Here is a 21,630-nt window from a genome sequence, read left to right as displayed (position 1 = left end):
AAACTTCCTGCCATCCGGACATTTTGACATACCGCCCCGCCGCGCCCGGTCACCGCGACGCTCAACGCCTGCGCGGGCGCCGCGGTCGGCTCCGAAACCAGCCGAGAACACCCAACAACTTGCCAGCAATACCCAAGCATTGGACTCTATTCTCAGGCTCCGTGTGCAGTCGTCGCACCACCCGGCGGTGGGTCAGGTGAGCGACTTCCCCCCACCGCTGCCGCCGTTCGCCGATGCCGATCGGATCGTGATCGCGGACGACCCCAAGGACTACTGGCGCGCGCTTCAGTCCGAGGGTGTGTTCGTCGGAATGGGCGGCTACTACCTGGTGACGCGCCGCGAGGACGTGCTGGCGGCACTGGGCGACTACGCCACCTTCACCTCACGCAGGCAGCCGCTCCCGGTGCCCGGGGCCGGGATGAAAACACTTCCGACCCCGGTACCGCTTGCCTACGATCCGCCCGAGCACTCGCGCTTCCGCCGGATTCTGCAGCCCTACTTCACCCCGCGCGCGGTGGATGCGCTGCTGCCCGCGCTGCGAGCGCAGGCGTCGGCGCTCATCGACGCATTGGTGCCCCGCGGTGAGTGCGAAGCGATCGCCGACGTCGCCGTTCCGTTCCCCTTCGGCGTGTTGACGGCACTGTGCGGGCTCCCGCCGAGCGACCGGGACAAGCTGGCCGCATGGGCGGAAGACGTCAACTGGGATACACCCGGGTCACCCCAAGCCTCCGGGCTGTTCGCCTACCTGGTCGAAGCCATCCAGGGCGCCGACAGGCCGGCGCTTGCATCGCAGCTGCTCACCGGCGCCGACCCGCTCACCGAGAACGAGGTGATCGGGTTCTACGCCCTGCTGTGCTCCGCCCAGGACGCCATCCAGGCGGCCATTGGGTCGGCGCTGCTGCACCTGGCCCGCGACCGGCGGCTTCGTCTCACGCTGCGCGACAATCCCGACCAGGTCGGGGCGTTCATCGAGGAGCTGCTGCGGCTCGAGACGCCTTTCCCGTTCATCGGGCGCTTCACCGCGCGACAGGTTACGCTCGCCGGGGTCACGATACCGGCGGGCTCGGTGGTGGTCCTATGCCTGGCGACGACGAACCTCGAGGCCGACGACCAGTCGTCGGTGACCATGACCGACGACGGCAAAATCCGGCCCAAACGTCACCGGAGCTTCGCGGCGGGAGTCCATCGCTGCCTGGGCAAAGCCCTGGCCCGCATCGAGCTGGCCGTGATCATCACCGGGTTCCTCGATGCCGTACCGGATTTCGAGTTGGAGCCCGGTTTCACGCCGGCCTTCACGTTCACCCCCGGCGGCGCGGTCATGCCGAGCAGTCTGCCGCTGAGGTGGAACCCACGCTCGTGAGCCGCGGCCAGCCGGCTCAGTTGTCGAAATACCTCGACTTGTCCAGCAACCGCCGGTCTTTCTCACCCTGCAGGTCCTGGCGGTAGGCCTCGACCTGCTCGGCAACCCACTCTTCGAGCAACCGGTCCTGAAGGGCGAACATCTCCTTCTCCTCGTCCGGCTCGCCGTGGTCGTAGCCGAGCAGGTGCAGCACACCGTGGATAGTCAGCAACGCCAGCTCGTGGCCCAGGCTGTGGCCCGCCGCGGCGGCCTGCTCGGCGGCGAACTCCGGGCACAGCACGATGTCGCCGAGCATGGCCGGCCCCGGTTCGGGGGCGTCGGGTCGGCCGCCGGGCTCGAGCTCGTCCATCGGGAAGCTCATCACGTCGGTCGGACCGGGCAGGTCCATCCACCGCATGTGGAGGTCGGCCATGGCGGCGGTGTCCAGCAACACCATCGAGAGCTCGGCGCTGGGGTTGACGTCCATCTTCGTCAGCACGAACCGTGCGACGCTGACCAGTTCCGCCTCGGAGACGTCGATGCCGGACTCGTTGGAGACTTCGATGCTCATCGCGTGATCACCGCACCACTATCGGCGACCGCGCGAACCCGACGACCGGCGAGCCGCCCGATTCATCGTCAGCCCGGGCTGTTCGGACCTCGCATAGGCGTCCACGATCTCCGAGACGAGCCGGTGGCGCACCACGTCCGCGCTCGTCAGCTCCGCGATGTGGATGTCATCGACGCTGTCGAGGATCTCCATGGCCGACCGCAGGCCGGACCTGGAACCGCCCGGCAGGTCGATCTGGGTGATGTCGCCGGTGACGACGATCTTGGATCCGAACCCGAGCCGGGTGAGGAACATCTTCATCTGCTCCGCGGTGGTGTTCTGCGCCTCGTCGAGGACGATGAAGGCCGAATTCAGCGTGCGGCCCCGCATGTACGCCAGCGGCGCCACCTCGATAACGCCGGCGGACATCAGCTTCGGGATCAGCTCGGGGTCCATCATGTCGTAGAGCGCGTCGTAGAGCGGCCGCAGATACGGGTCGATCTTCTCGCTCAGCGTGCCCGGCAGAAAGCCAAGGCGCTCACCGGCTTCCACCGCGGGCCGGGTCAGGATGATGCGGGTCACCTGCTTGGTCTGCAGGGCGCGGACCGCCTTGGCCATGGCCAGGTAGGTCTTGCCGGTGCCGGCCGGCCCCACACCGAAGACGATGGTGTTGGCGTCGATGGCGTCGACGTAGCGCTTCTGGTTCAGTGTCTTTGGCCGGATCGTCTTGCCGCGCCGCGACAGGATGTCCAGGGTCAGGACCTCGGCGGGCGACTCGTCGCCGGCACCGACCAGCATGGCGACGCTGTGGCGCACCACCTCCGGCGTCAGCGGCTGGCCGCCGGCCACGATGGCGACCAGCTCGGAGAGCACCCGCTCGGCGAGTGCGACGTCGCCCGGCTCGCCGGACAGGGTGACGGTGTTGCCGCGCACATGCAGGTTGGCGTTGAGCGTGCGTTCGAGGGCGCGCAGGTTCTCGTCTGCCGAGCCCAACAGTCCCACGATGAGATCGGGCGGAACGTCGATGCTGCTATCAACCTGGTCAGAAGCCGGCAAAGTGTCATCAACGCTGGTCTCACGGGGCGTCACGTGGTTTCCGATGCCTGCCTTCCGCTGTTTGCCGGGATCACGTTCCCGACCGCCCAGTCTACCGCCGGTCACGACCCCCTCCCAAGCGCGCATTTGCGGCGCGGTCTGGCCACGACATGCACCCGGCGACGCGTTAGCGGCGCGTCGCGTCGCCGATTTCACGGTCGGCGCCCGGGTCCCATCGCCCGGTGAGCACGCCCAGGGCACCCAGCGCCACCGCCGCCGCGCTCGACGTCCGCAACACCTGCGGACCGAGGCGGACCGCCACCGCGCCCGCGCCGGTCAGCGCGGCGATCTCCTGCGGCGCGATGCCGCCCTCCGGGCCGACCAGCAGTATAACCGAATCTGCTTGTGCGACAGAAGTATCCACCAGCCCAGTGGTGGCCGCCTCGTGCAACGCCAGCACCGCTGCGCCGGCGGCCACCTCCGCGCGGACCCGCTCGGTGAGCGCCGCGGTGGACAGCACCCCCTCGACGGGCGGGATGTGCGCCCGGCGGGATTGGCGTGCCGCCGACCGGGCGACGGCGCGCCACCGGCGCAGCCCCTTGTCGACACGCGCACCTTGCCAGGTGGCCACGCACCGGTCCGCCTGCCAGGCCACGAACGCGTCGGCGCCGGCTTCGGTGGCCAGTTCGATTGCCAGCTCCGAACGCTCCGACTTGGGCAGCGCCTGCACGACCGTGACCCGGGGGCGCCCGGGCGCAACGCGCCACCGCCCCAGCACCCGCGCGCGCAGCCCGTCGCGGCCCGCGTGTTCGACCTCGCAGCGGGCCAGGTTCCCGGCGCCGTCCCCGAGCACCAGCTGCTCGCCGAGGCGGATCCGGCGCACGGTCGCCGCGTGAAACCCTTCGTCGCCGTCGACGACGGCCAGCCCGCCGGCCTCGGGCAGCGCGTCGACGTAGAACAGCGTCGCCACCATCTCCGGACGGCCCCGACGACCGCGGTCAGCGACCGGTGAAGGTCTCGCGCAGGCGGCTGAACAGCCCGCCGCCGTTGCCGGCGTGGTGCGAGGAGCGGACCTCGGCCACGTCGCGGCCGCGGCGGCTCTTCAGCTCGCGCAGCAGTTCGGTGTCCTGCTGGTCCAGCCGGGTGGGAACCACCACCTCGACGTGGACGAGCAGGTTGCCCCGGACGCCCGACCGCAGGTGCGGCATCCCGTGCCCGCGCAGCGTGATGATCGTGCCCGGCTGCGTGCCGGGCGGGATCGTGATCTCGCTCATCCCGTCCAGGATGGCGTCGACGGTGACCGTGACGCCCAACGCCGCGTCCACCATCGGCACCGAGACCGTGCAGTGCAAGTCGTCGCCCTCGCGCACGAAGATGTCGTGGGTCTGTTCGTGCACCTCGACGTAAAGGTCGCCGGCCGGCCCGCCGCCGGGACCGACCTCACCCTGCGCGGCGAGCCGCACCCGCATGCCCTCGCCGACGCCGGCGGGGATCTTGACGCTGATCTCCCGGCGCGCCCGCACCCGGCCGTCGCCCATGCACTGGTGGCACGGGTCGGGGATGGTCACGCCGACCCCGCGGCAGGTGGGACAGGGCCGTGAGGTCATCACCTGGCCCAGCAGCGAGCGCTGCACCGTCTGGATCTCCCCGCGGCCGCCGCAGGTGTCGCACGGGACCGGGGCGGAGTCGCCGTTGGTGCCCTTGCCCTGGCAGCGGTCGCACAGCACCGCGGTGTCGACGGTGACCTGTTTGGTGACGCCGGTGGCGCACTCCTCGAGGTCGAGGCGCATCCGCAGCAGCGAGTCCGAACCGGGCCGGACCCGCCCGATGGGTCCCCGCGACGTCCCGCCACCATTGAAGCCGCCGCCGAAGAAGGCCTCGAACACGTCGCCCAGGTTGCCGAAACCGCCGAAACCTCCGGCGCCCGCCGCAGCGTTTTCCAACGGGTCCCCGCCGAGGTCGACGATCCGGCGTTTCTCCGGGTCGCTCAGCACCTCGTAGGCGGCACTGATCTCCTGGAATTTCGCCTGCGCGGCCTCGTCGGGATTGACGTCCGGATGCAGTTCGCGCGCCAGTTTGCGGTAGGCGCGTTTGATGTCCGCATCGCTGGCGTTCTTGCTCACACCGAGCAGCCCGTAATAGTCGCGTGCCACGCTTGAGTCTCCTATACCTGGTTCTTCGCCGCGCCTGCGCAAGCCTGAGCATTATGCAGGTGCACGTTCACCGAGCACCCAGCACTTCGCCGATGTAGAGAGCAACCGCAGCAACGTTGGCAATAGTTCCCGGATAATCCATTCTGGTCGGCCCCAATACACCCATTCCGCCGTATACGGTGTCGGGGGTGCCATAGGCGGTGGTAACCACCGAGGTGCCCACCATCTGCTCGGCGGCCGTCTCGTGCCCGATGCGCACCGTGACCTTGCCGGCCTCCTGCTGGGCCGCCAGCAGCTTCAGCACCACGACCTGCTCCTCGAGCGCCTCGAGGATGGAGCGCAGCGAGCCCCCGAAATCCGCTGCGTTGCGGGTCAGGTTGGCGGCGCCGCCCATCAGCAGGCGCTCCTCGGTGTGCTCGACCAGCGACTCCAGCAGCACCGTCGCCGAGCGGCCGACGGCGTCGCTGAGCCCGTCGGGACCGCGCAGCTGCCCGGCGAGGTCGGCTACCGCGACCGAGGCCGCCGACAGCTTCTTACCGATCAGCGCCTGGCCGAGCATGTCGCGCAACTGGGAGAGCTGGTGGTCCTCGATCACGTCGCCGAGCTCGACGATGCGCTGGTCCACCCGGCCGGAGTCGGTGATGACGACCATCAGCAGCCGGGCCGGGGTCAAAGCGATCACTTCCAGGTGGCGCACGGTCGATGACGACAGCGTCGGGTACTGCACCACGGCCACCTGGCGGGTCAGCTGCGCCAGCAGCCGCACCGCACGGCGCAGCACGTCGTCGAGGTCCACACCGGACTCGAGGAAGCCCTGGATCGCGCGCCGCTCGGCAGACGACAGCGGCTTGACGTCCTCGAGCCGGTCGACGAACTCGCGGTAGCCCTTCTCGGTGGGCACCCGCCCCGAGCTGGTGTGGGGCTGCACGATGTAGCCCTCGGCCTCCAACACCGCCATGTCGTTGCGGATCGTCGCCGACGACACCCCCAGGTTGTGACGCTCGACCAGGGACTTCGAACCGATCGGTTCCTTGGTGGCGACGAAGTCGGCGACGATGGCCCGCAGCACTTCAAAGCGGCGTTCGTCGGCGCTACCCATCGCTTGTCACCTCCCTGACACCTGCTGACCGGCTTCATTTTACGGGCCCCGACATGCGCTGACCGGCAGCAGCGGAGAGCGTCGACGCCGCGAAGGGCTTTTCCGGCTAGCCTATCCAGCATGGTTGCGTCGGGCTCGCGCGATTCGACAGGGCTGGAATCGCCGATGGTCGACCCATGATCTTCAAAGGCGTGCGGGAAGGTAAGCCCTATCCCGAGCACGGGCTGTCGTACAAAGACTGGTCCCGCATACCGCCGCAGCAGATCCGGCTGGACGAATTGGTCACCACGACGACGGTGCTCGCGCTCGACCGGCTGCTTTCGGAGGACTCCACCTTTTACGGGGACCTTTTCCCGCACGCGGTGCGCTGGAAGGGGATCACCTACCTCGAGGACGGCCTGCACCGCGCGGTGCGCGCCGCGCTGCGGAACCGCACGGTGCTGCACGCCCGGGTGTTCGACATGGACCTGCGCTGAGCGGACCGGTCACGATCGGGCGCCGCCGGGTGTCGACAGGGTGAGGGTTCACCCCACACCCCGGAGGTTCCAGGAGGATGCCATGTCCCGACTCACCGGAGTCACCGACCGCGACGCCAGGCTCGCGTTCTTCTTCACCCGGCGCATCGAGTCGTCCGGGGTTCTGCGGCAACCGGGTCTGCGCGCTGCCCGACGGGCGTCGTCCCGTGACCGCCGAGGCGTCGCTGACGGCGCGTTTCGAGGCGGCCCGGCCGCGGCTGACCGCCATCGCCTATCGCATGCTCGGCTCCGTCCACGACGGCCAGGATGTCGTCGCGCAGCGCGAGGTCGTCGGCGCATTCTTCGCGGCCGGCCGGTCCGGCGGCCTGGGCCGGCTGGTGTCGGTGTTGCATCCCGACGTGATGTTGCGCGGCGCCTTCGGCCCGGCGCCGCGGCGTTCCGTACCGAAGGCGCCTCCCCGGTCGCCGGGCCGGCGCGAAGTTACGCGGGAACCGAGCGCGAGGTGCGTGCCGCCGCAGTCAACGGCGCCGCGGGCGCGGTCGTGTTGGTCGCCGGCCGCGCGACGGCGATCATGGGGTTCGTGGTGCGCGGCGGGCGGATCACCGCGATCGACGTGCTGGCCGACCCGGCGCGGGTCGCGCGAACCGACGTGAGCGGCGTGTTGGGTTAGTCCGTCGCCGCCGCGGCCTGTATCAGGGCGATCGCGGCGTCGTGCTGCATGATCCAGGTGCCGTTCTGATTGACGAACACGAGGTGCTTGGTGACCGGACCTGCGAACTTCGGGCCGGCGATGGCCACGTCGGCCTGCGCCATGTTCGGGCCGGCCGGCGCGATGTTGGTGACGGTGAACGTCTCCGGGAAGTTTCCGTGCCGGTAGGCCTTGCGCAGGTCGTGGTCGGCGACGTGGCCCTCGTCCGGGCTGATGCCGTTCTCGACCAGGTCGTTCTTGGTCGTGTAGGACACGCCGGGATCGGTGACCTGGTTGCACAGGTTCGACAGCTGCTCCGCGGTCGGCAGGTTCTGGCCCGGCGCCGGCGACGGAGGATTCTGGGGCAGGGGCGCGGCGACCGCGGCCGGTCGCACCTGGGCCAGGTCGGCTTGCGGGGCGGCGGTAGTCGCAGCGATGCCCGCGGCTGCGCCGCCGATGAGGGCCAGAGCGGCCACGGTTGCAACGCGTTTCACGGTTTTTCCCTTCGATGGAGCCGAACGTGACTTTATGACGACTGGCCGGCGGCCTGCAGCAACTCCATCGCCGAGGAGCGCGACAGCACCCAGCCACCCTGGTTGACGAACGTGACGCTTTGGCTGACCGGCGATGTCAGCTTGGGGCCCGACACCGCCACGTCGGCCGTGGCCGAACCGGGCGCGACCGGCCGGATGTTGGTCACGTTGAACGACAGGGGCAGGTCACCGTTCTTGGCGGCCTTCTTCAGCCTCTTGTCGGCGACGTGGGCTTCCAGGCCGCTGATCCCGCCCTGGACGAGGTTGCCCTTGTCGGCGAACGAGACGTTCGGGTCGGCCAGGCTGTTCAGCACGTCCGTCAGCTGCGCGGCGGTCGGGACGGTCGCGCCCTGGGCGGGGGACGACGGGTCCTGCGGCAGGGGCGCGCCGACCGCGGCGAGCTGCACCCGGGCTGGACCGGCGGCCGGGACGGCGGCGACGGACGTCACGCCGACGGCCGCGGCGGCAAATGCCCCCAGCGCCGCCGCGCCCGTGGCGATCGATGCGAAGGTCTTCATGGTCAGGTTCCCCCTCGGTGTGTGATGGGTGGTGCCATTGTGCGCTGTGTTGCGGCCGCTTTCCCAGTGACGACGCTTTTCGTTATCGCGACGGTACCCATGTGGACGCAGGGGCAGCTGTGCTCAACCTGTGTAGCAGATTAGAACCGCTCGCCGTCCGGTCACGCTCGCGTGCGGTCGAGGGCCAGGATTTCCTCATCCGTCATCGCTGCCACCTCGAGGTAGTGGCGGGCGATGAGGGCGAGCCGACCCGGCGTGCCGCGTTGCGACTCCCGCGCGTCCAGCCGCTCGGCCAGACCGGCGACGGTCCGTGCGGCGAACAGGTCCGCGACCATGGCGTGCCCGACATCCAGCCAGTCGCGGATCCGGGCGATCGCCGTGGTCGCCAACACCGAGTCGCCCCCCAGCGCGAAGAAATCGTCGTGCACGCCCGCGGATTCCACGCCCAGCACCTCGCCGACGATCTGGGCGAGCGCCGCCTCGACGTCGTTGCGCGGGGCGCCGTCGCCGCCCTCCTGGTCCAGCCCCTCGAGCAGCGCGGCCACCGCGGGGCGGTCCACCTTGCCGTTGGCAGTCAGCGGGATTCGTTCCAGGACCACGATGCGCGTGGGAATCATGTAGTGCGGCAGCAGTTCTGCCACCGCGGCGGTGACGTCGCCGACCGGCTCCCCGGTGACCGCGGCGGCCAGCCGCGGCGCAGCGGTGCCGACGACCGCCGCGACGGCATGCCGCACTCCCGGCACGGCGCGCAGCGCGCTCTCCACCTCGCCGAGTTCGACGCGGTACCCGCGGATCTGCACCTGGTGGTCGGCCCGGCCGAGGAACTCGATCGTCCCGTCGGGCCAGTACCGCGCCAGGTCGCCCGTGCGGTACCAGCGCATGCCGTCGTGCTCGACGAAGCGCTCGGCTGTGCGTTCGGGGTCGTTGCGGTATCCCGCGGCGACGTTGGGGCCGCTGAACCACAGTTCGCCGGGGACCCAGTCGGGACAGTCGCGCCCCGCCGGCGAGGCGATCCGGCAGCGCACATTGCGCATCGGCACCCCGAACGGCACCGTCGCCCATTGCGCCGGTGGGTCGCCGACCACCTCGCACACGGTGCCGTGGACCGAGGTCTCGGTCGCGCCGCCCAGACCGGCGAACCGGCAGCCCGGAACCTGCCTGGTGAGCCTACGGGCCAGGTCCACGCCCACCCAGTCGCCGCACAGCATGGCCACGCGCAGCGAGTCGCCCAGCCGGTCCCCGCCCAGCTCCAAGATCATGTCCAGCCAGCTCGGCACGGAGCTGAGGACCGAAACCCGGTGGTGGCGAATCAGTTCCACCCAGGTGGTGGCCGCGGCCCGCTGGCCGGGGTCCATGGCCACGATCGAGCCCCCCGCCGACAGCAGGCCGAAGATGTCGTAGACCGACAGGTCGAACTCGAGGGCGGCCAACCCGAGCACCCGGTCGTCGGTGCCGATGCCGAACCAGTCGTTGAGCGCGTCGATGGTGTTCATCGCCCCGCGGTGCCGGATGTCGACCCCTTTGGGCAGGCCGGTGGAACCCGACGTGAAGATCACGTACGCCAGCTCGCCGGTGTCGGGCAGGACCGGTGCCGGCAGCGACGGCGCGTGCCGTTGCGCCGCGTCGATGGGCAGGCACCGGATCGATGGGCCCATGGTCGTGCCCTCGATGGTCAGCGCCGCGACGATGTCGGCGGACTGCAGGATCTTGGCCCGCCGGCCCTCCGGCTGGTCGAATCCGATCGGCACGTAGACCCCCCCGGCGGCGAGCACCCCGAGCACGGCCAGGATCTGGTCGGGGCCCTTGGGCAGTTGAACGGCGACCGCGTCACCCCGGCGCACCCCGGCGGCGCGCAGCGCCCCGGCCACCGCCAGCGCGCGCCCGGCGAGTTCCCCGTAGCTCCACGCGCCCTCGGTGCCGGCTTCCGCACCGGGCAGGCCCCAGACCACGGCCGGCGCGTCCGGGGTTGCCGCGGCGTGTTCGAAGAATCCCTGGTGCAGACAGCGCCCGCTGACCGGGCCGTCGGTCGCGTTGACGGCCGCGCGGACGCGCGCCTGAGCGCTGGGCAGCCGCACCGCCGCCTCCGCCTCCCAGCCCGCGTCGCCGTCCGTCAGTCGCCGGACCGCCTTGGTGAACGCGGCGAACATGGCTTCGATGAGCCCCGGCGGGAAGGCCGATTCCCGCACGTCCCAGTTCAACAGCAATCCGCCACTCAGCTCGGTGATCTGGGCGTCGAGCAACACCTGGGGACCCTGCGAGACGATCCACACCGGGTCGCCGAAGGTCTCGGTCACGGTGGCCGAGAACAGTTCTCCGAGGTCGAGCGCGCTGGTGAAAACCACCGGCGCCAGCACCGGCTCGCCGCGGTGGCGGCCGAGGTCGCGCAGCACCTCGAGCCCGGAATAGGCCGAGTGCGAACCGCTTTCGTACATGCTGCGCTGGATGGCGTGGGCCCGCTCGGTCACCGAGACGTTGTCGGTGAGGTCGACCTCCAGCAGGACCGAGGAGGTGAAGTCCCCGACCACCCGCGCGATGTCGGGATGGGCCGGTTCCCGCTGGAACAGCGGCACATTGAGCAGGAATCTCGGCTGCGCCGACCACCCGCCGACGGTGTCGGCGAACACCGCCGCCAACGCCATCGCCGGCGTGATGCCGCGGGCGTGGGCACCAGCCAGCAGCCGCTGCTTGGCCTCGGGCGCCAGCCAATAGTGGTGACGCGCGGTGCGGTGCGCTGTGCCGCGGTCGGTGACCGGAAGGGTCGGCAGGTCGGGCGCGCCGGGCAGCTCGGGCAACCGCTGCTGCCACCACCGCCGGTCCCGGGCTCGCGCCGCGGCGTCGACCCGGCGTTCCGTGCGATAGCGCCGGTAGCTGTAGCCGGGCGGCTGCAGCGTCGCCCCGTTGTACATCTCGGCCAGTTCAGACACCAGGACGCGGTAGCTCATCGCGTCGCCCGCCAGCATGTCGACGTCGAGATGCAGGCGGCTGCGGTTCGGGCCGTAAAGGGTCAGCGTGACATCGAGCACCTGGGCGTCCTCGATCGCCAGGCGCTGATGCGTCTTGCGGTCGCGCAACTCGGCCAGCGCGGACCGGACAGCGTCGGGGCCGTGGCCGCGGAGGTCGAGCACGGCGAAAACCGGCCTGCCCGGTTCGGGCATCGTCTGTTGGGTCCCGTCCGGAAGGAACCGGGTGCGCAGCATGGGATGGTTGGCGACCAGACCGGACACCGCACGCTCGAGACGCTCGGGATCGACTGACTCACAGTCGAATTCGACGTATAGGTGGGTCGCGACGCCGCCGAGTTCCTGCTCGTCGGAGCGCCCGATCCAATACGCGTGCTGCATCGTGGCCAACGGGAACGGCGCGTCCTCGGGCGTGGGCTCGGCGGTGCCGGGCTCGCCGGCGCCTGCGCTGTTCCCGGCCCCGAGCAGGGCGTGCCAGGATTCGACCGTCGGCGCGTCCGCGAGCTGGGCGAAGGTGACGTCCGCGCCGCGCTTTCGCCAGCTCCCGGCCAGGGCCATCATGCGGATCGAATTCAAGCCCAGCTGGATCAGGTTGGCCTCGTCGGCGATGTCGGTCGCCGGGCAGCCGAGTTGGGCGGCGACGGCAACCCTGATCTCGTCTCTGCTCACCCGGTCGGCGCCGTCACCCATGGGTTGGCTCGCGGTCACGTCAGTCCCTTTCGTGCGGTCGATCCAGGTCGGCGGCCAGCGCGGCGGCCCCGCGCCGCCACAGCTGCGTCAGGCGGTCGATGTCGGCGGGCGCGAACAGCGCGTCGCTCCAGCGCCAGTTGGTGATCAGTTGCACGCCCTCCGGCGTCATCGCCACGAAGGCGCTGAGATTAAGGGCGAATCGCAGCGGCAGGTCGGGTTCGGGGTCATCGGGCAGCGCGTCGATGTAGGACCCGGTGAGCAGCGACCACGGCTGTTCGCTGACCCCGAGGTCGAGGCGGCCCAGATAACTGAACTGGATCTGCGGTTCGGCGGCCGCCCGCAACTCGGGCTCCCCCCGGACGTAACGCAGCAGGCCGAAGTCCAGGCCACCATTGGGGACCGCGCCGAGGTGAGCCACCACCGCCTCGAGCAGCGCCCCGGCCGCGCGCGGATCCCGCTCGGCCCGTTCGACGTCGACCGACCCGGCTCCTGCGCCCAGGCGTACGGGGTAGGCATTCGTGAACCACCCGACGGTGTTGGTCGTGTCGGTGTCGAGCACGGCATCGGCGCGTCCGTGGCCCTCGAGCGCGACGAGCGTGCCGGCGGCCGGGTCCTGACCGCGCTCGCGGCGCCAACCGGCAATGGCCATGGTGGTCGCGGTGAGCAGGAATTCTCGCACGCCTTCGTCTTTGGTGACCGCAGCGAGCATGCGCCCGGTGGTCTCGGCGTCGACGGCGACCCGGGTCACCCGCAGCGTGGACCAGGTGTCGCGGGTGGGGTCGACGGGCCGGGTCCCCAACGCCGGATCGGGTCCGCGGACCTGCTCGAGCCAATAGGCGAGCTGGTCGCGCACCTCGGCCGTCGCGGCCCGCTGCCACATCAGGTCGCACCAGCGCCGGTAGGAGGTGAATTCCGGCAGCATCTTCGGGGCGTTGCCCGCCCGCACGCAGCGCCAGGCCCCGACCAGGTCGCCCAGCATGATGTGCCAGGAGACCACGTCGACGGTCAGGTGGTGCGCGGTGAGCAGCAGCACGTCGGCGTGCTCCGCACCGGAGTACCAGACCGCGCGCACCATCGCGCCGGCGCGGGGATCGATCTCGTCCAGCACGGCCCGGGCCGAGGAGGCGATGGCCGAAACCAGCGCGGTGTCGGTGGGTTCCGCGAGTCGCACCCGGCTGAGCAGGTCGGCGGCGCGGACGGCGCCGGGCTCGCGGGTGACGAGGCGAGCGCCCGCGGCGGTGTCGACGAGGATCGAGCGCAGGGTGTCGTGCCCGTCGAGCAGCGACTGCAGCATCGACTCGATCGACGCGCGATCGATGCCGGACGGCAACCGCAGCAGGACGGTGTGGGTGAACCTCCGGTAGTTGCCGTGCTCGTAGAGCCACGACACCATCGGCAAGGGCAACACCTCGCCGTACTCCGCGCCCGGCGCCGACGCGTCCGGCGCGGGTCCCGCGTCGATCGCGGCCGCGAGTTGGCGGATCGTCGGCGCGGCGAACACCATCCGCGGGCTGAGCGTGAGTCCGCGCCGTTGCGCCTTGTGCACCAACGAAATCGCCAAGATGCTGTCCAGGCCGAACGCGAAGAAGTCGTCGTCGAGGCGGGGCACCACCCCGTTGAATTGCTCCCCGAACACCTCGCACAGCGACCGTTCGGTTTCGGTGGCGGCCGCCGTGCCGCCGCCCTCCGGTGACAGCGCGCGCCCGGCCAGCCGGTCCAACGCGTGCCGGTCCAGCTTGCCGTTGTGGTTCACCGGTAGCCGCGGCAGCGCCACGACGCGCGCCGGAACCATGTACGACGGCAGCCGCTCACCGAGCGAGGTGCGCACCAGGCCCGGATCGCCGGGCGCGGTGTCCTTCCACGCGACGAACCCGACTAAGGCAGAAGAACTTTCGCGCCGCACGACGGAAACCGCCGCGTCACCGATCGCGGGGTGGGCGCGCAGCGCGGCTTCGATCTCCCCGATCTCGACGCGGTAGCCGCGGATCTTGACCTGGGTGTCGGCGCGGCCCAGGTAGGCGTACCCGCCGTGCGGCAGGCGGCGCACCAGGTCGCCGGTCCGGTACATGCGCCGGCCGGGGCGGAAGGGGTCCGCGACGAAGCGCGTGGCGGTCAGCGCCGGCCGGCCGAGGTAGCCGCGCGCGAGCTGCGCGCCGCCCAGGTACAGCTCGCCGACGGCGCCGTGGGGCACCATGCGCAGGCCGGAATCCAGCACGTAGGCGAAGGTTCCGGCGTTGGCGGTGCCGATCGTCGGTGCCGGGTACTCACCCACCGCGGCCACGAGCGCCTCGACGGTCGCCTCGGTGGGCCCGTAGCAGTTGTAGACCGCGCCGCACACCCCGGCCGCGGGCAGGCCGCGCAGCTGTTCCCACAGTGCGCCGTCGATCGCCTCGCCGCCCAGGGCGAGCACCGCCAGGCCGTGCTTCAGCAGCCCGGCGACGCGCAGCTGTCCGAGCATCGACGGGGTGGTGTCGATCATGTCGACCCGGTGGGTGGCCATGCCCGCCACCAGCCGGTCGGCGTCGCGCATCTCCCCGGCGTCGAACAGGTGCAGGGTGTGGCCGTCGAGCAGGCCGACCAGGGGCTGCCAGGACGCGTCGAAGCTCAGCGACCAGGCATGCGCGATGCGCAGCGGGCGGCCCAGCCGCGCCACGGCCGGCCGGTAGACGCGTTCGCGGTGGTCGGCGAAATAGCTCAGCACCGCGTCGTTGGTGCCCAGCACCCCTTTGGGTTCCCCTGTCGAGCCGGAGGTGAAGATGACGTAGGCGCACTGCCCGGGATGCCGTTGCACCGTAGGCGCGACGGAGGGCGACCGCGAGATGCGCCGGGCGGTGGCGGGGTCGTCGATGACCAGGGTGGCCGTCCGCCCGCCGACCAGTCGTTCGCAGGCGGCCGTGGTGACGGCCAGGACCGGATCCGCCTGCGCCAGCATCGTGTCGATGCGGGCCTGCGGGAGCGTGACGTCGACCGGCAGGTAGGCGCCGCCGGCGGCGAGGACCGCCAGGATGGCGACGATGGACCGGGCCGAGCGCGGCAGGGTCAGCGCGACAACGGATTCCGGTCCGACGCCGCGCGCGGCCAGCTCCGCGGCCAGCCGGCAGGCCGCCGCGTGCAGGTCGGCGTAGGTATACCGCTCACCGCTTCCCGTGCTCAGCGCCTCCGCGTCCGGGGTCAGGCGTGTCTGGCGCGCGAACGCCTCCCACACCGTGGCGTGCGGCGCAGGCACCGACCGCGTGGCAAGACCGGCGGATTCGGCGCGCTCGGCGGCGGTGAGGACGTCGAGTGCGTCGGGGGCGGCGTCGCCGACCTCGGGCAGCCGCCGCAGCACGCCCAGCAGCCGCTCGCACGTCTCGTCGGGCCGAAGATAAGGCAGCGCTTCGGGAATCGCCTCGATGAGCACCACCAGCGCGTCGTCGCGCAGGTGCGCGACCACGGTCAGCGGGTAGTGCGTCAGGCTTTCCATCTCGACCGGGCGGAAGCGGGCCCCGTCGGGCGTGGTGACCTCGCGGATGGCGTCTTCGACGGGCGCGTTCTCGAACACGAACAGGCTGTCGAACAGCGCGCCGCGCCCGTGCGCCCGCTGGATCTCCGACAGGCTGAGGTAGCCGATGTCGCGCATCGCCGAGGCCTCGCGCTGCAGTCGCGCGCAGTGCCCGGCGACCGTGTCGGTCGCGACGAAGCTGTGCACGACGGGCACGGTGTTGATGAACAGCCCGACCATGCCCTCCACGCCGGGCAGGTGCTCGGGCCGGCCGGACACGACGGTGCCGAAGACGACGTCGCGGCGGTCGGTGAGCCTGCTCAGCACGACCGCCCACGCGAAGAGCACCGCGGTGTTGAGCGTGAGCCCGTTGCGGGCCGCCCAGTTCCGCAGCCGGGCCGTGTCGGCGGCGGGCAGTACCCGTTCCGCGGTGCCCGGCACGCCGTCGCGGGGGGCGACGGTGCCGTCGGCGACCATCAGCGGCGCCGACACCCCGGAAAGGTAGTCGTTCCACCGCGACAGCACCGCGGCGCGGTCCTGCCGGGCGAGCCATGCGATGTAGTCGCGGTAGGGCCGCGGCGGTAGCAGTCCGCCGGTCGATCCCCCCGCCCGGTACACGGCGAGCATCTCGGTGAAGAACACCCCGAGCGCCCAGCCGTCCATCAGGATGTGGTGGACGGTGAAGATCAACCGGCGCCTGCACTCGCCGGGCACTCGGAGCACCACGACGCGCAGGGCCGGTCCCCGGCTCAGGTCGAACGGGCGGCGTCGCTCGGACCGTGCGATGGCATCGAATTCGGTTGGTGATGCGGGGCGTTCGGTCCACGGCAGCTCGGCGTGGGCGGGCACGATCTGCACGGGCCTTTCCACGCCGCGATCCCAGAACGCGGCGCGCAGGTTCGGGTGGCGGTCCAGCATCGCGGCGGCGCTGCGGCGCAGCAATTCGACATCGACGGGCCCGTCGATGTCGACCCGCAGCTGCATGGTGTACAGGTCGATGCCGTCCTCGGCCAGCCGGTACAGCGCGAACAGCCCCTCCTGCAACGGGCTCAGGGCCAGGACGTCCTCGACCTGCGGCGGGGTCTGGTTCACCGCCACCTCACGATTCCCGGAGCCAGGAGGCGGTGAGCTCCGCCAGCGTGCCGGCGTCCAGGCCCGACGCGCTCATCGGCGCCGACGGCGGCTCCGGCGCCGAATCATGTTGCGGCGTGTGCTGATCGGCGGCCGCGTCCACGGCGGCGGCGAGCTCGGCGATGGTCATGTGCTCGAACACCATCGCCGGGGTCAGCGTCAGTCCCTGGGCGGTGGCGCGGGCCGCCAGCTGCACGGCGACGATGCTGTCGCCGCCGACGGCGAAGAAGTTGTCCTCGCGGTCGACGCCGGTGATCTCGAGCAGCTCCTCGAGCAGGGTCGTCAGCGCCCGTTCGGTATCGGCGGAGCCGCCGGACAGCGGTTGGGACGGCCGCGCTTCGGCCGGGGCGGGCGGGGCCAGCAGCGCCTGCAGGTCGGCGGCGGGTAGCAGCCCGAGCGCGCTGACCGCCGCGTCGGGGGTGGTCGCGAACGCGTCGAACGCGTTGTCGAGGGCGGCGGCGATCCGCCGGACCGTCGCGGGCTCGTAGAGATCGGCGTTGGCGACGACCCGCACGTCGAGTTCGGCGTCCGGGGTCACGTTCACCCCGACGTTGAGGTCCAGCAGGGAGATCTCGAAATCCATCGGGAGCGCCGACACCGTGGTGTCCCCGCTGCCGGTCAGGTCGCGCGGCAGCAGTGTCCAGTCCTCGCCGCGGAAGTGAATGGAATTCTGGAACAGTGGGTGGTTGCGCGACGGCGAACGTGGGGGGTTGAGCGCCTCGACGAGCCGCTCGATGGGGAATTCCTGATGCGCCAGCGCGTCTTTCACGCTGTCCCGGCTGCGCGCGACGAGGTCGCGCAGGCTCGGCTCCCCGGACAGGTCGGTGCGCAGCACCACCACGTTGGCGCAGGGCCCGGTCAGGTTCGCGGTGCGCTCGTCGACCCGGCAGGCCACGGGACTGCCGATTGCGATGTCCGTGCCGCCGCCCAGCGTGTGCAACACGACGGCCAGGACCGCGTGGTACACCGAGAACTCGGTGGTGCCGACCTCCTCGGCCAACCGGACAAGGGCCGCCCGCCGGGCCGCGGCGACGGTGAAATCGACCACCTCCCCGCGCCTTCCGAGCACCGGCGGACGCGTGTGGTCGGCGGCCACCGAGATGTCGGCGGGCAGTTCGGCCAGCGCCCCGCGCCAGTGGTCCAGTTCCGCACCCGCCCACGGTTCCAGAGTTTCGAACGTATTCCGTTGCCACAGAGCGTAATCGGCGAACTGGAGAGGTGGTTTGGCCCACTGTGGAGCCTGCGCGTGGCACCGCGCCCGGTACGCGGTGACGAGGTCGTCGAACAGGATGCCGAAGGAGGTGTGGTCGGTCACCATGTGGTGGATCAGCAACAGCAGCACATGGGTGTCCGGGCCTGCCACCAGCAGGGTGGGCCGGATCAGCGGTTCGGATTCGAGCGCGAACACGTGGCCCCGCAGCTCGGCGATCGTGTCGTCGAGCCGGCCGGGAGCGACCTCGGTCACCTCCGGTTCGAGCCGGAGTTCGGGGTGCACGTGCTGGTAGGGCATCCCGTCGTGCTCGACGAAATTCGTGCGCAGCGCCTCGTGGCGGGCCACCACGTCGTTGAGCGCCGCGGTGAGCACCGCGGTGTCCAGCGGGCCGTTGAAGCGCAGCGCAAGCGCCATGTTGAAGACGTCGTTGGCTCCCCGCATCCGGTACTGGAACCACATGGCGAGTTGGGAATACGACAGCGGGGGCCGGGCGGGGCGGTCCCGCTCGGTCAGCTGCGGCCGGATCTGCTCGACGCCGGATCCGGCGCGCAGCCGTTCGACCAGCCGCGCCAACCCGGCCGGCGTCGGGGCGTCGAACACCGCGCGCACGGTGCACTCCACCGAGAATGCGCTCCGGATCTGGGCTACCAGGCGGGCCGCCAGCAGCGAATGGCCGCCCAGGCCGAAGAACGAGTCGTCGGCACCGATGCTGTCCCAGCCCTCGTCGCGGCCGAACAGGCGGGCAAAGATCGCGCAGATCCGGCGCTCGATCTCGGTGGCCGGCCGGCGGTGGCCGCGCGCGGCCACGGGGGTGGGCGGCGGCAGCGCCCGCTTGTCCAGTTTCCCGCTGACCATCAGCGGGATCTCGGGGATGACCCCGAATGCGCTGGGCACCATGTAGTCCGGCAGTGCCGCCGCGGCGTGGGCGCGGATCTCCTCGATGTCGATGCCGACGTCGATGCCTGCGGGCCCGCCCGACGGGCCCGCAGCGGTCGCGGGCACCAGGTAGGCGGCCAGCGCCGGCCCGGCCTCGGTGTCCTCGGCGACGACGAGGCAGTGCCGGACCGCCGGGTGGGTGGCGATCACGGACTCGACTTCGCCGAGCTCGATGCGGTAGCCACGGACCTTCACCTGCTCGTCGGCGCGACCGACGAATTCCAGCTCGCCGGAGAGGTTGCGGCGCACCAGGTCTCCCGTCCGGTACATCCGCATCCCCGCGGCGAACGGGTCGGCGACGAAGCGCTCCGCCGTCAGCCCGGGGCGCCCCAGATATCCGCGCGCCAGCTGCGCCCCACCCAGGTAGAGCTCGCCGATCACCTGCGCGGGCACCGGCTGCAGCTCCTCGTCGAGCACATAGGCGTACACGTTGCGGTTCGGCACGCCGATGGGCACCACGCGGAAGCCCTGTGCGCCTTCGACTTTCATGTGCGTCGCGCAGACCACGGCCTCCGTGGGCCCGTAGTGGTTGCGCAGCTCCGCATCGAAGTGGCCGGCGAATCTGTCGGCCACCTCGCCGGGCAGCGCCTCCCCGCCCACCGGGACGTGCCGCAGCGCCCGCCACTGGGCGGCCCGCGGCAGCAGCAGCAGGGTGCTCAGCATCGACGGGACCATGTGCAGCACGGTGACGCGATGGCGCTCGATCAGGTCCGCGACGTAGTCGAGGTCGCCGAACGCCCCGGGCCTGGGCACCACCAGCCGCGCACCCAGCGTCAGCGTGACGAAGATGTCCAGGAGCGACGCGTCGAAGCTCACCGATGACGACTGCAACAGCCGGTCGTCGGCGGTCATGCTCCATTCGGCCACGAAGCCGTCGACGTGCTCGGCGATCGCGCGGTGCGACACGGCCACGCCCTTGGGACGGCCGGTGGAACCGGACGTGTAGATGACGTAGGCCAGGTGATCCGGGTGCAACGGGCCGCGCCGGTCGGCGTCGGTCAGCGCGGCGTCCGGGAGCCGATCGGCGTCGCGTTCGGCGGCGGCGAACTCCTGCTGCCCGATGACCGTCCGCGGCCGCGCGTCCGCGATGAGGTATTCGATGCGCTCGTCGGGGTAGGCGGGGTCGATCGGCAGATACGCCGCCCCGGCTTTCAGCACGGCGAGCATCGCGACGACGAACTCGATCGACGTCGTCATGCGCAGGCCGACGATGTCCTCGGGCCCGAAACCGCGCCGAACGAGCAGGCGCGCCAGCCGGTTCGCGCGGCGATGCAGCCCGGCGTAGGTCAGCCGCGCCTCGTCGGAGACGAGCGCGACAGCACCCGGGGTGGCGTCGGCGGCCGCCTCGAGCAGCGCCACCATCGTGGTGGCCGGCGTCGCGACGAGTTCGCCGTGCGATTGCGCCAGGACGGCGGCGCGCTCGCCGGGACCGAGCATGTCGATGCCGGTGATCCGGTGCCCGGGCTCGCCCAGCGCATGGTCCAGCAGCTGCAGGTAGTGCCCCAGCATCCGGTCCACGAGTTCGCCGCCGAGCCGGGTCTGGTATTCGAACTCGACGGACACCCGGTCCGGGTCGAGCACGATCGCCAGCGCCAGCGGCAGGTGTGCGGTCACCGCGGCCAGGTCGAGCTGCCGCACGGCGACGCCGTGCAGGGCGAAGTCGTTGGCGGTCTTGCGCCACGAGAAGCCCAGCCGCACCAGCCGGTCCATACCGTCGTGACCCAGCCGTTCCGGGTTCACCTCGCGCACGACCCGGTCGATGCCGACGGACTGGTGGGCGAATCCGTTGAGGCAGGTTTCGCGGACCGCGTCGACGAACGAGACGAAGGTGTCCTGCGGCCGCGCGGTGAGCCGCAGCAGCAGCGTGTTGCCGAAATATCCGAGCGCCCCCCGCGCGGCGGGCTCGCGCGCGGTCACCGGCACGGACACCAGGAAGTCCGGGGCGCCGGTGTAGCGGCGCACCAGCACCCCGAAGGCCGCCAGCAGCACCATGAACGGCGTGGCGGCGTGCCGCTGGGCGAATTCTTCTACCCTGGCGAACAATTCGGGGGGCATGACCCGGGATCGGCGCTCGGCCTCCCGCGACGGACCCGGGCCGGCCAGGCCGGGAAGTTGCAGCGGTTCGGGCGCCGGCCGCAGCGTGTCGGCCCAGTAGCCGACGTCGGCGACGGTGGGTTCGGCGGCGGCCTGCAGCACCGCGGCGGCCACGAACTGCGGCGCGTCGCCGAGCCGGTCACCGTTGTAGGCCGCGCTCAGCTCGGCGGAGAAGACGGCCCAGCAGTCGTCGTCCCAGCAGATGTGGTGTGCGACGAACAGCAGCACGAACTCGTCGGTCCCGCTGTGGACCAGGGTCGTCCGCAGCGGCAGGTCGGTGGTGAGGTCGAACGGCCGGCCGAACTCGGCGCGCGCCAGGGCCGCGATCTGACGATCGCGTTCCGCCTCGGGAAGCTGAGTCAGATCGACTGTGAGCCAACCGATCTCGACGCCATCGGAGAACACCTGATACGGTTCGCCCTCGCTGTCCACCCCGTATACCGTGCGCAGGATCGCGTGCCGCGCCACCAGGTCGCCGAAGGCCGCACGCAGCCGCTCCGGGTCCACCGGGCCCGTCATCCGGTAGGCGAGGCAGACGTTGAGCGTGACGTCGTCGGCGTCCATCGCCTGCAGGAACCACATCCGCCGCTGTCCGGGCGAAAGGGGGTATCGCTCCCCCGCCCGCACGGCCTGGGGCCCGGCGGATTGGGTTGCGGCCAGCCCGCTTTCGGCGATGCGTCGGCGCAGCAGCTCGCGACGGCGTTCCTGCACGGTCCTGGGATGTTCTGCCATGG

General features: G+C 71.1%; 13 protein-coding genes and 1 pseudogene. 3 read left to right on the top strand and 11 right to left on the bottom strand.

Going from position 1 to position 21,630, the window contains the following annotated elements; translation table 11 throughout:
- The first annotated feature begins 196 nt into the window (after positions 1 to 196).
- Entirely contained in the window at positions 197 to 1,360 is a 1,164-nt protein-coding gene (locus AB8998_RS11070; RefSeq protein WP_369738015.1) for a cytochrome P450, read from the top strand.
- A gap of 16 nt (positions 1,361 to 1,376) precedes the next feature.
- Here the strand turns inward: AB8998_RS11070 and ybeY are convergent, their stop codons facing one another.
- The 5 genes from ybeY to hrcA all read right to left on the bottom strand — a co-directional run bounded on the left by ybeY (position 1,377) and on the right by hrcA (position 6,176).
- Complete coding sequence (gene ybeY / locus AB8998_RS11065; RefSeq protein ID WP_369738014.1) at positions 1,377 to 1,910, bottom strand: rRNA maturation RNase YbeY; 534 nt, start codon at positions 1,908 to 1,910, stop codon at positions 1,377 to 1,379.
- Positions 1,911 to 1,928: 18 nt separating this feature from the next.
- Positions 1,929 to 2,978 (bottom strand): PhoH family protein, encoded by a 1,050-nt coding sequence (locus tag AB8998_RS11060; RefSeq protein WP_369738012.1) that lies wholly within the window; start codon positions 2,976 to 2,978, stop codon positions 1,929 to 1,931.
- 133 nt (positions 2,979 to 3,111) lie between these two features.
- Positions 3,112 to 3,897, bottom strand: a complete 786-nt coding sequence (locus AB8998_RS11055) for a 16S rRNA (uracil(1498)-N(3))-methyltransferase (protein ID WP_369738011.1) — start codon at positions 3,895 to 3,897, stop codon at positions 3,112 to 3,114.
- 25 nt (positions 3,898 to 3,922) lie between these two features.
- Entirely contained in the window at positions 3,923 to 5,077 is a 1,155-nt protein-coding gene (gene dnaJ, locus AB8998_RS11050) for a molecular chaperone DnaJ (protein WP_369738010.1), read from the bottom strand.
- Positions 5,078 to 5,144: 67 nt separating this feature from the next.
- Positions 5,145 to 6,176: a heat-inducible transcriptional repressor HrcA gene (hrcA, locus tag AB8998_RS11045; RefSeq protein ID WP_369738008.1), complete on the bottom strand. Its 1,032-nt coding sequence runs from the start codon at positions 6,174 to 6,176 to the stop codon at positions 5,145 to 5,147.
- Between the two features lie 176 nt (positions 6,177 to 6,352).
- Between hrcA and AB8998_RS11040 the strand changes: the two genes are divergently transcribed.
- Positions 6,353 to 6,652, top strand: a complete 300-nt coding sequence (locus AB8998_RS11040) for a type II toxin-antitoxin system VapB family antitoxin (RefSeq protein ID WP_144953935.1) — start codon at positions 6,353 to 6,355, stop codon at positions 6,650 to 6,652.
- Positions 6,653 to 6,786: 134 nt separating this feature from the next.
- On the opposite strand, the gene AB8998_RS11035 is transcribed toward AB8998_RS11040, so the two are convergent.
- The gene (locus AB8998_RS11035) at positions 6,787 to 7,044 is read right to left on the bottom strand and encodes a hypothetical protein (protein ID WP_369741828.1); all 258 of its coding nucleotides are present in this window, start codon (positions 7,042 to 7,044) and stop codon (positions 6,787 to 6,789) included.
- Between AB8998_RS11035 and AB8998_RS11030 the strand changes: the two are divergent.
- Positions 6,943 to 7,322 (top strand): annotated as a pseudogene (locus tag AB8998_RS11030) (sigma-70 family RNA polymerase sigma factor family protein); the annotation flags it as partial. The gene AB8998_RS11035 and the pseudogene AB8998_RS11030 sit on opposite strands and share 102 nt — an antisense overlap.
- Here AB8998_RS11030 and AB8998_RS11025 read toward each other — a convergent pair.
- From AB8998_RS11025 to AB8998_RS11005, 5 genes are all read right to left on the bottom strand, one after another.
- Positions 7,319 to 7,834, bottom strand: a complete 516-nt coding sequence (locus tag AB8998_RS11025; RefSeq protein WP_369738006.1) for an MTB12 family secreted protein — start codon at positions 7,832 to 7,834, stop codon at positions 7,319 to 7,321. The pseudogene AB8998_RS11030 and the gene AB8998_RS11025 sit on opposite strands and share 4 nt — an antisense overlap.
- Before the next feature lie 32 nt (positions 7,835 to 7,866).
- On the bottom strand, positions 7,867 to 8,391 hold the full coding sequence (locus tag AB8998_RS11020) for an MTB12 family secreted protein (RefSeq protein WP_369738005.1): 525 nt from the start codon (positions 8,389 to 8,391) through the stop codon (positions 7,867 to 7,869).
- Between the two features lie 161 nt (positions 8,392 to 8,552).
- Positions 8,553 to 12,041 carry a non-ribosomal peptide synthetase gene (locus AB8998_RS11015; protein WP_369741518.1) on the bottom strand — a complete coding sequence of 1,163 codons (3,489 nt, stop codon included), beginning with the start codon at positions 12,039 to 12,041 and terminating at the stop codon, positions 8,553 to 8,555.
- A 19-nt stretch (positions 12,042 to 12,060) separates the two neighbouring features.
- Positions 12,061 to 16,620 (bottom strand): amino acid adenylation domain-containing protein, encoded by a 4,560-nt coding sequence (locus AB8998_RS11010; protein WP_420492638.1) that lies wholly within the window; start codon positions 16,618 to 16,620, stop codon positions 12,061 to 12,063.
- 1 nt (position 16,621) lies between these two features.
- A complete protein-coding gene (locus AB8998_RS11005; protein ID WP_369738003.1) occupies positions 16,622 to 21,628 on the bottom strand; it encodes an amino acid adenylation domain-containing protein in 5,007 nt (1,668 codons plus the stop codon).
- Between the last annotated feature and the right edge of the window lie 2 nt (positions 21,629 to 21,630).

Origin of the sequence: Mycobacterium sp. HUMS_12744610, from assembly GCF_041206865.1 — a bacterium.
Classification (GTDB): domain Bacteria; phylum Actinomycetota; class Actinomycetes; order Mycobacteriales; family Mycobacteriaceae; genus Mycobacterium; species Mycobacterium servetii.
The sequence above is the reverse complement of the archived record's forward strand: the minus strand, read 5'-3'. Positions and strand labels throughout refer to the sequence as shown.

Coding starts and splice junctions, on each gene's coding strand:
- ybeY (WP_369738014.1), bottom strand. CDS start 1,910: ATGAGCATCGAAGTCTCCAACGAGTCCGGCATCGACGTCTCCGAGGCG.
- AB8998_RS11055 (WP_369738011.1), bottom strand. CDS start 3,897: ATGGTGGCGACGCTGTTCTACGTCGACGCGCTGCCCGAGGCCGGCGGG.
- hrcA (WP_369738008.1), bottom strand. CDS start 6,176: ATGGGTAGCGCCGACGAACGCCGCTTTGAAGTGCTGCGGGCCATCGTC.
- AB8998_RS11040 (WP_144953935.1), top strand. CDS start 6,353: ATGATCTTCAAAGGCGTGCGGGAAGGTAAGCCCTATCCCGAGCACGGG.
- AB8998_RS11035 (WP_369741828.1), bottom strand. CDS start 7,044: ATGCAACACCGACACCAGCCGGCCCAGGCCGCCGGACCGGCCGGCCGC.
- AB8998_RS11020 (WP_369738005.1), bottom strand. CDS start 8,391: ATGAAGACCTTCGCATCGATCGCCACGGGCGCGGCGGCGCTGGGGGCA.
- AB8998_RS11015 (WP_369741518.1), bottom strand. CDS start 12,041: ATGGGTGACGGCGCCGACCGGGTGAGCAGAGACGAGATCAGGGTTGCC.
- AB8998_RS11005 (WP_369738003.1), bottom strand. CDS start 21,628: ATGGCAGAACATCCCAGGACCGTGCAGGAACGCCGTCGCGAGCTGCTG.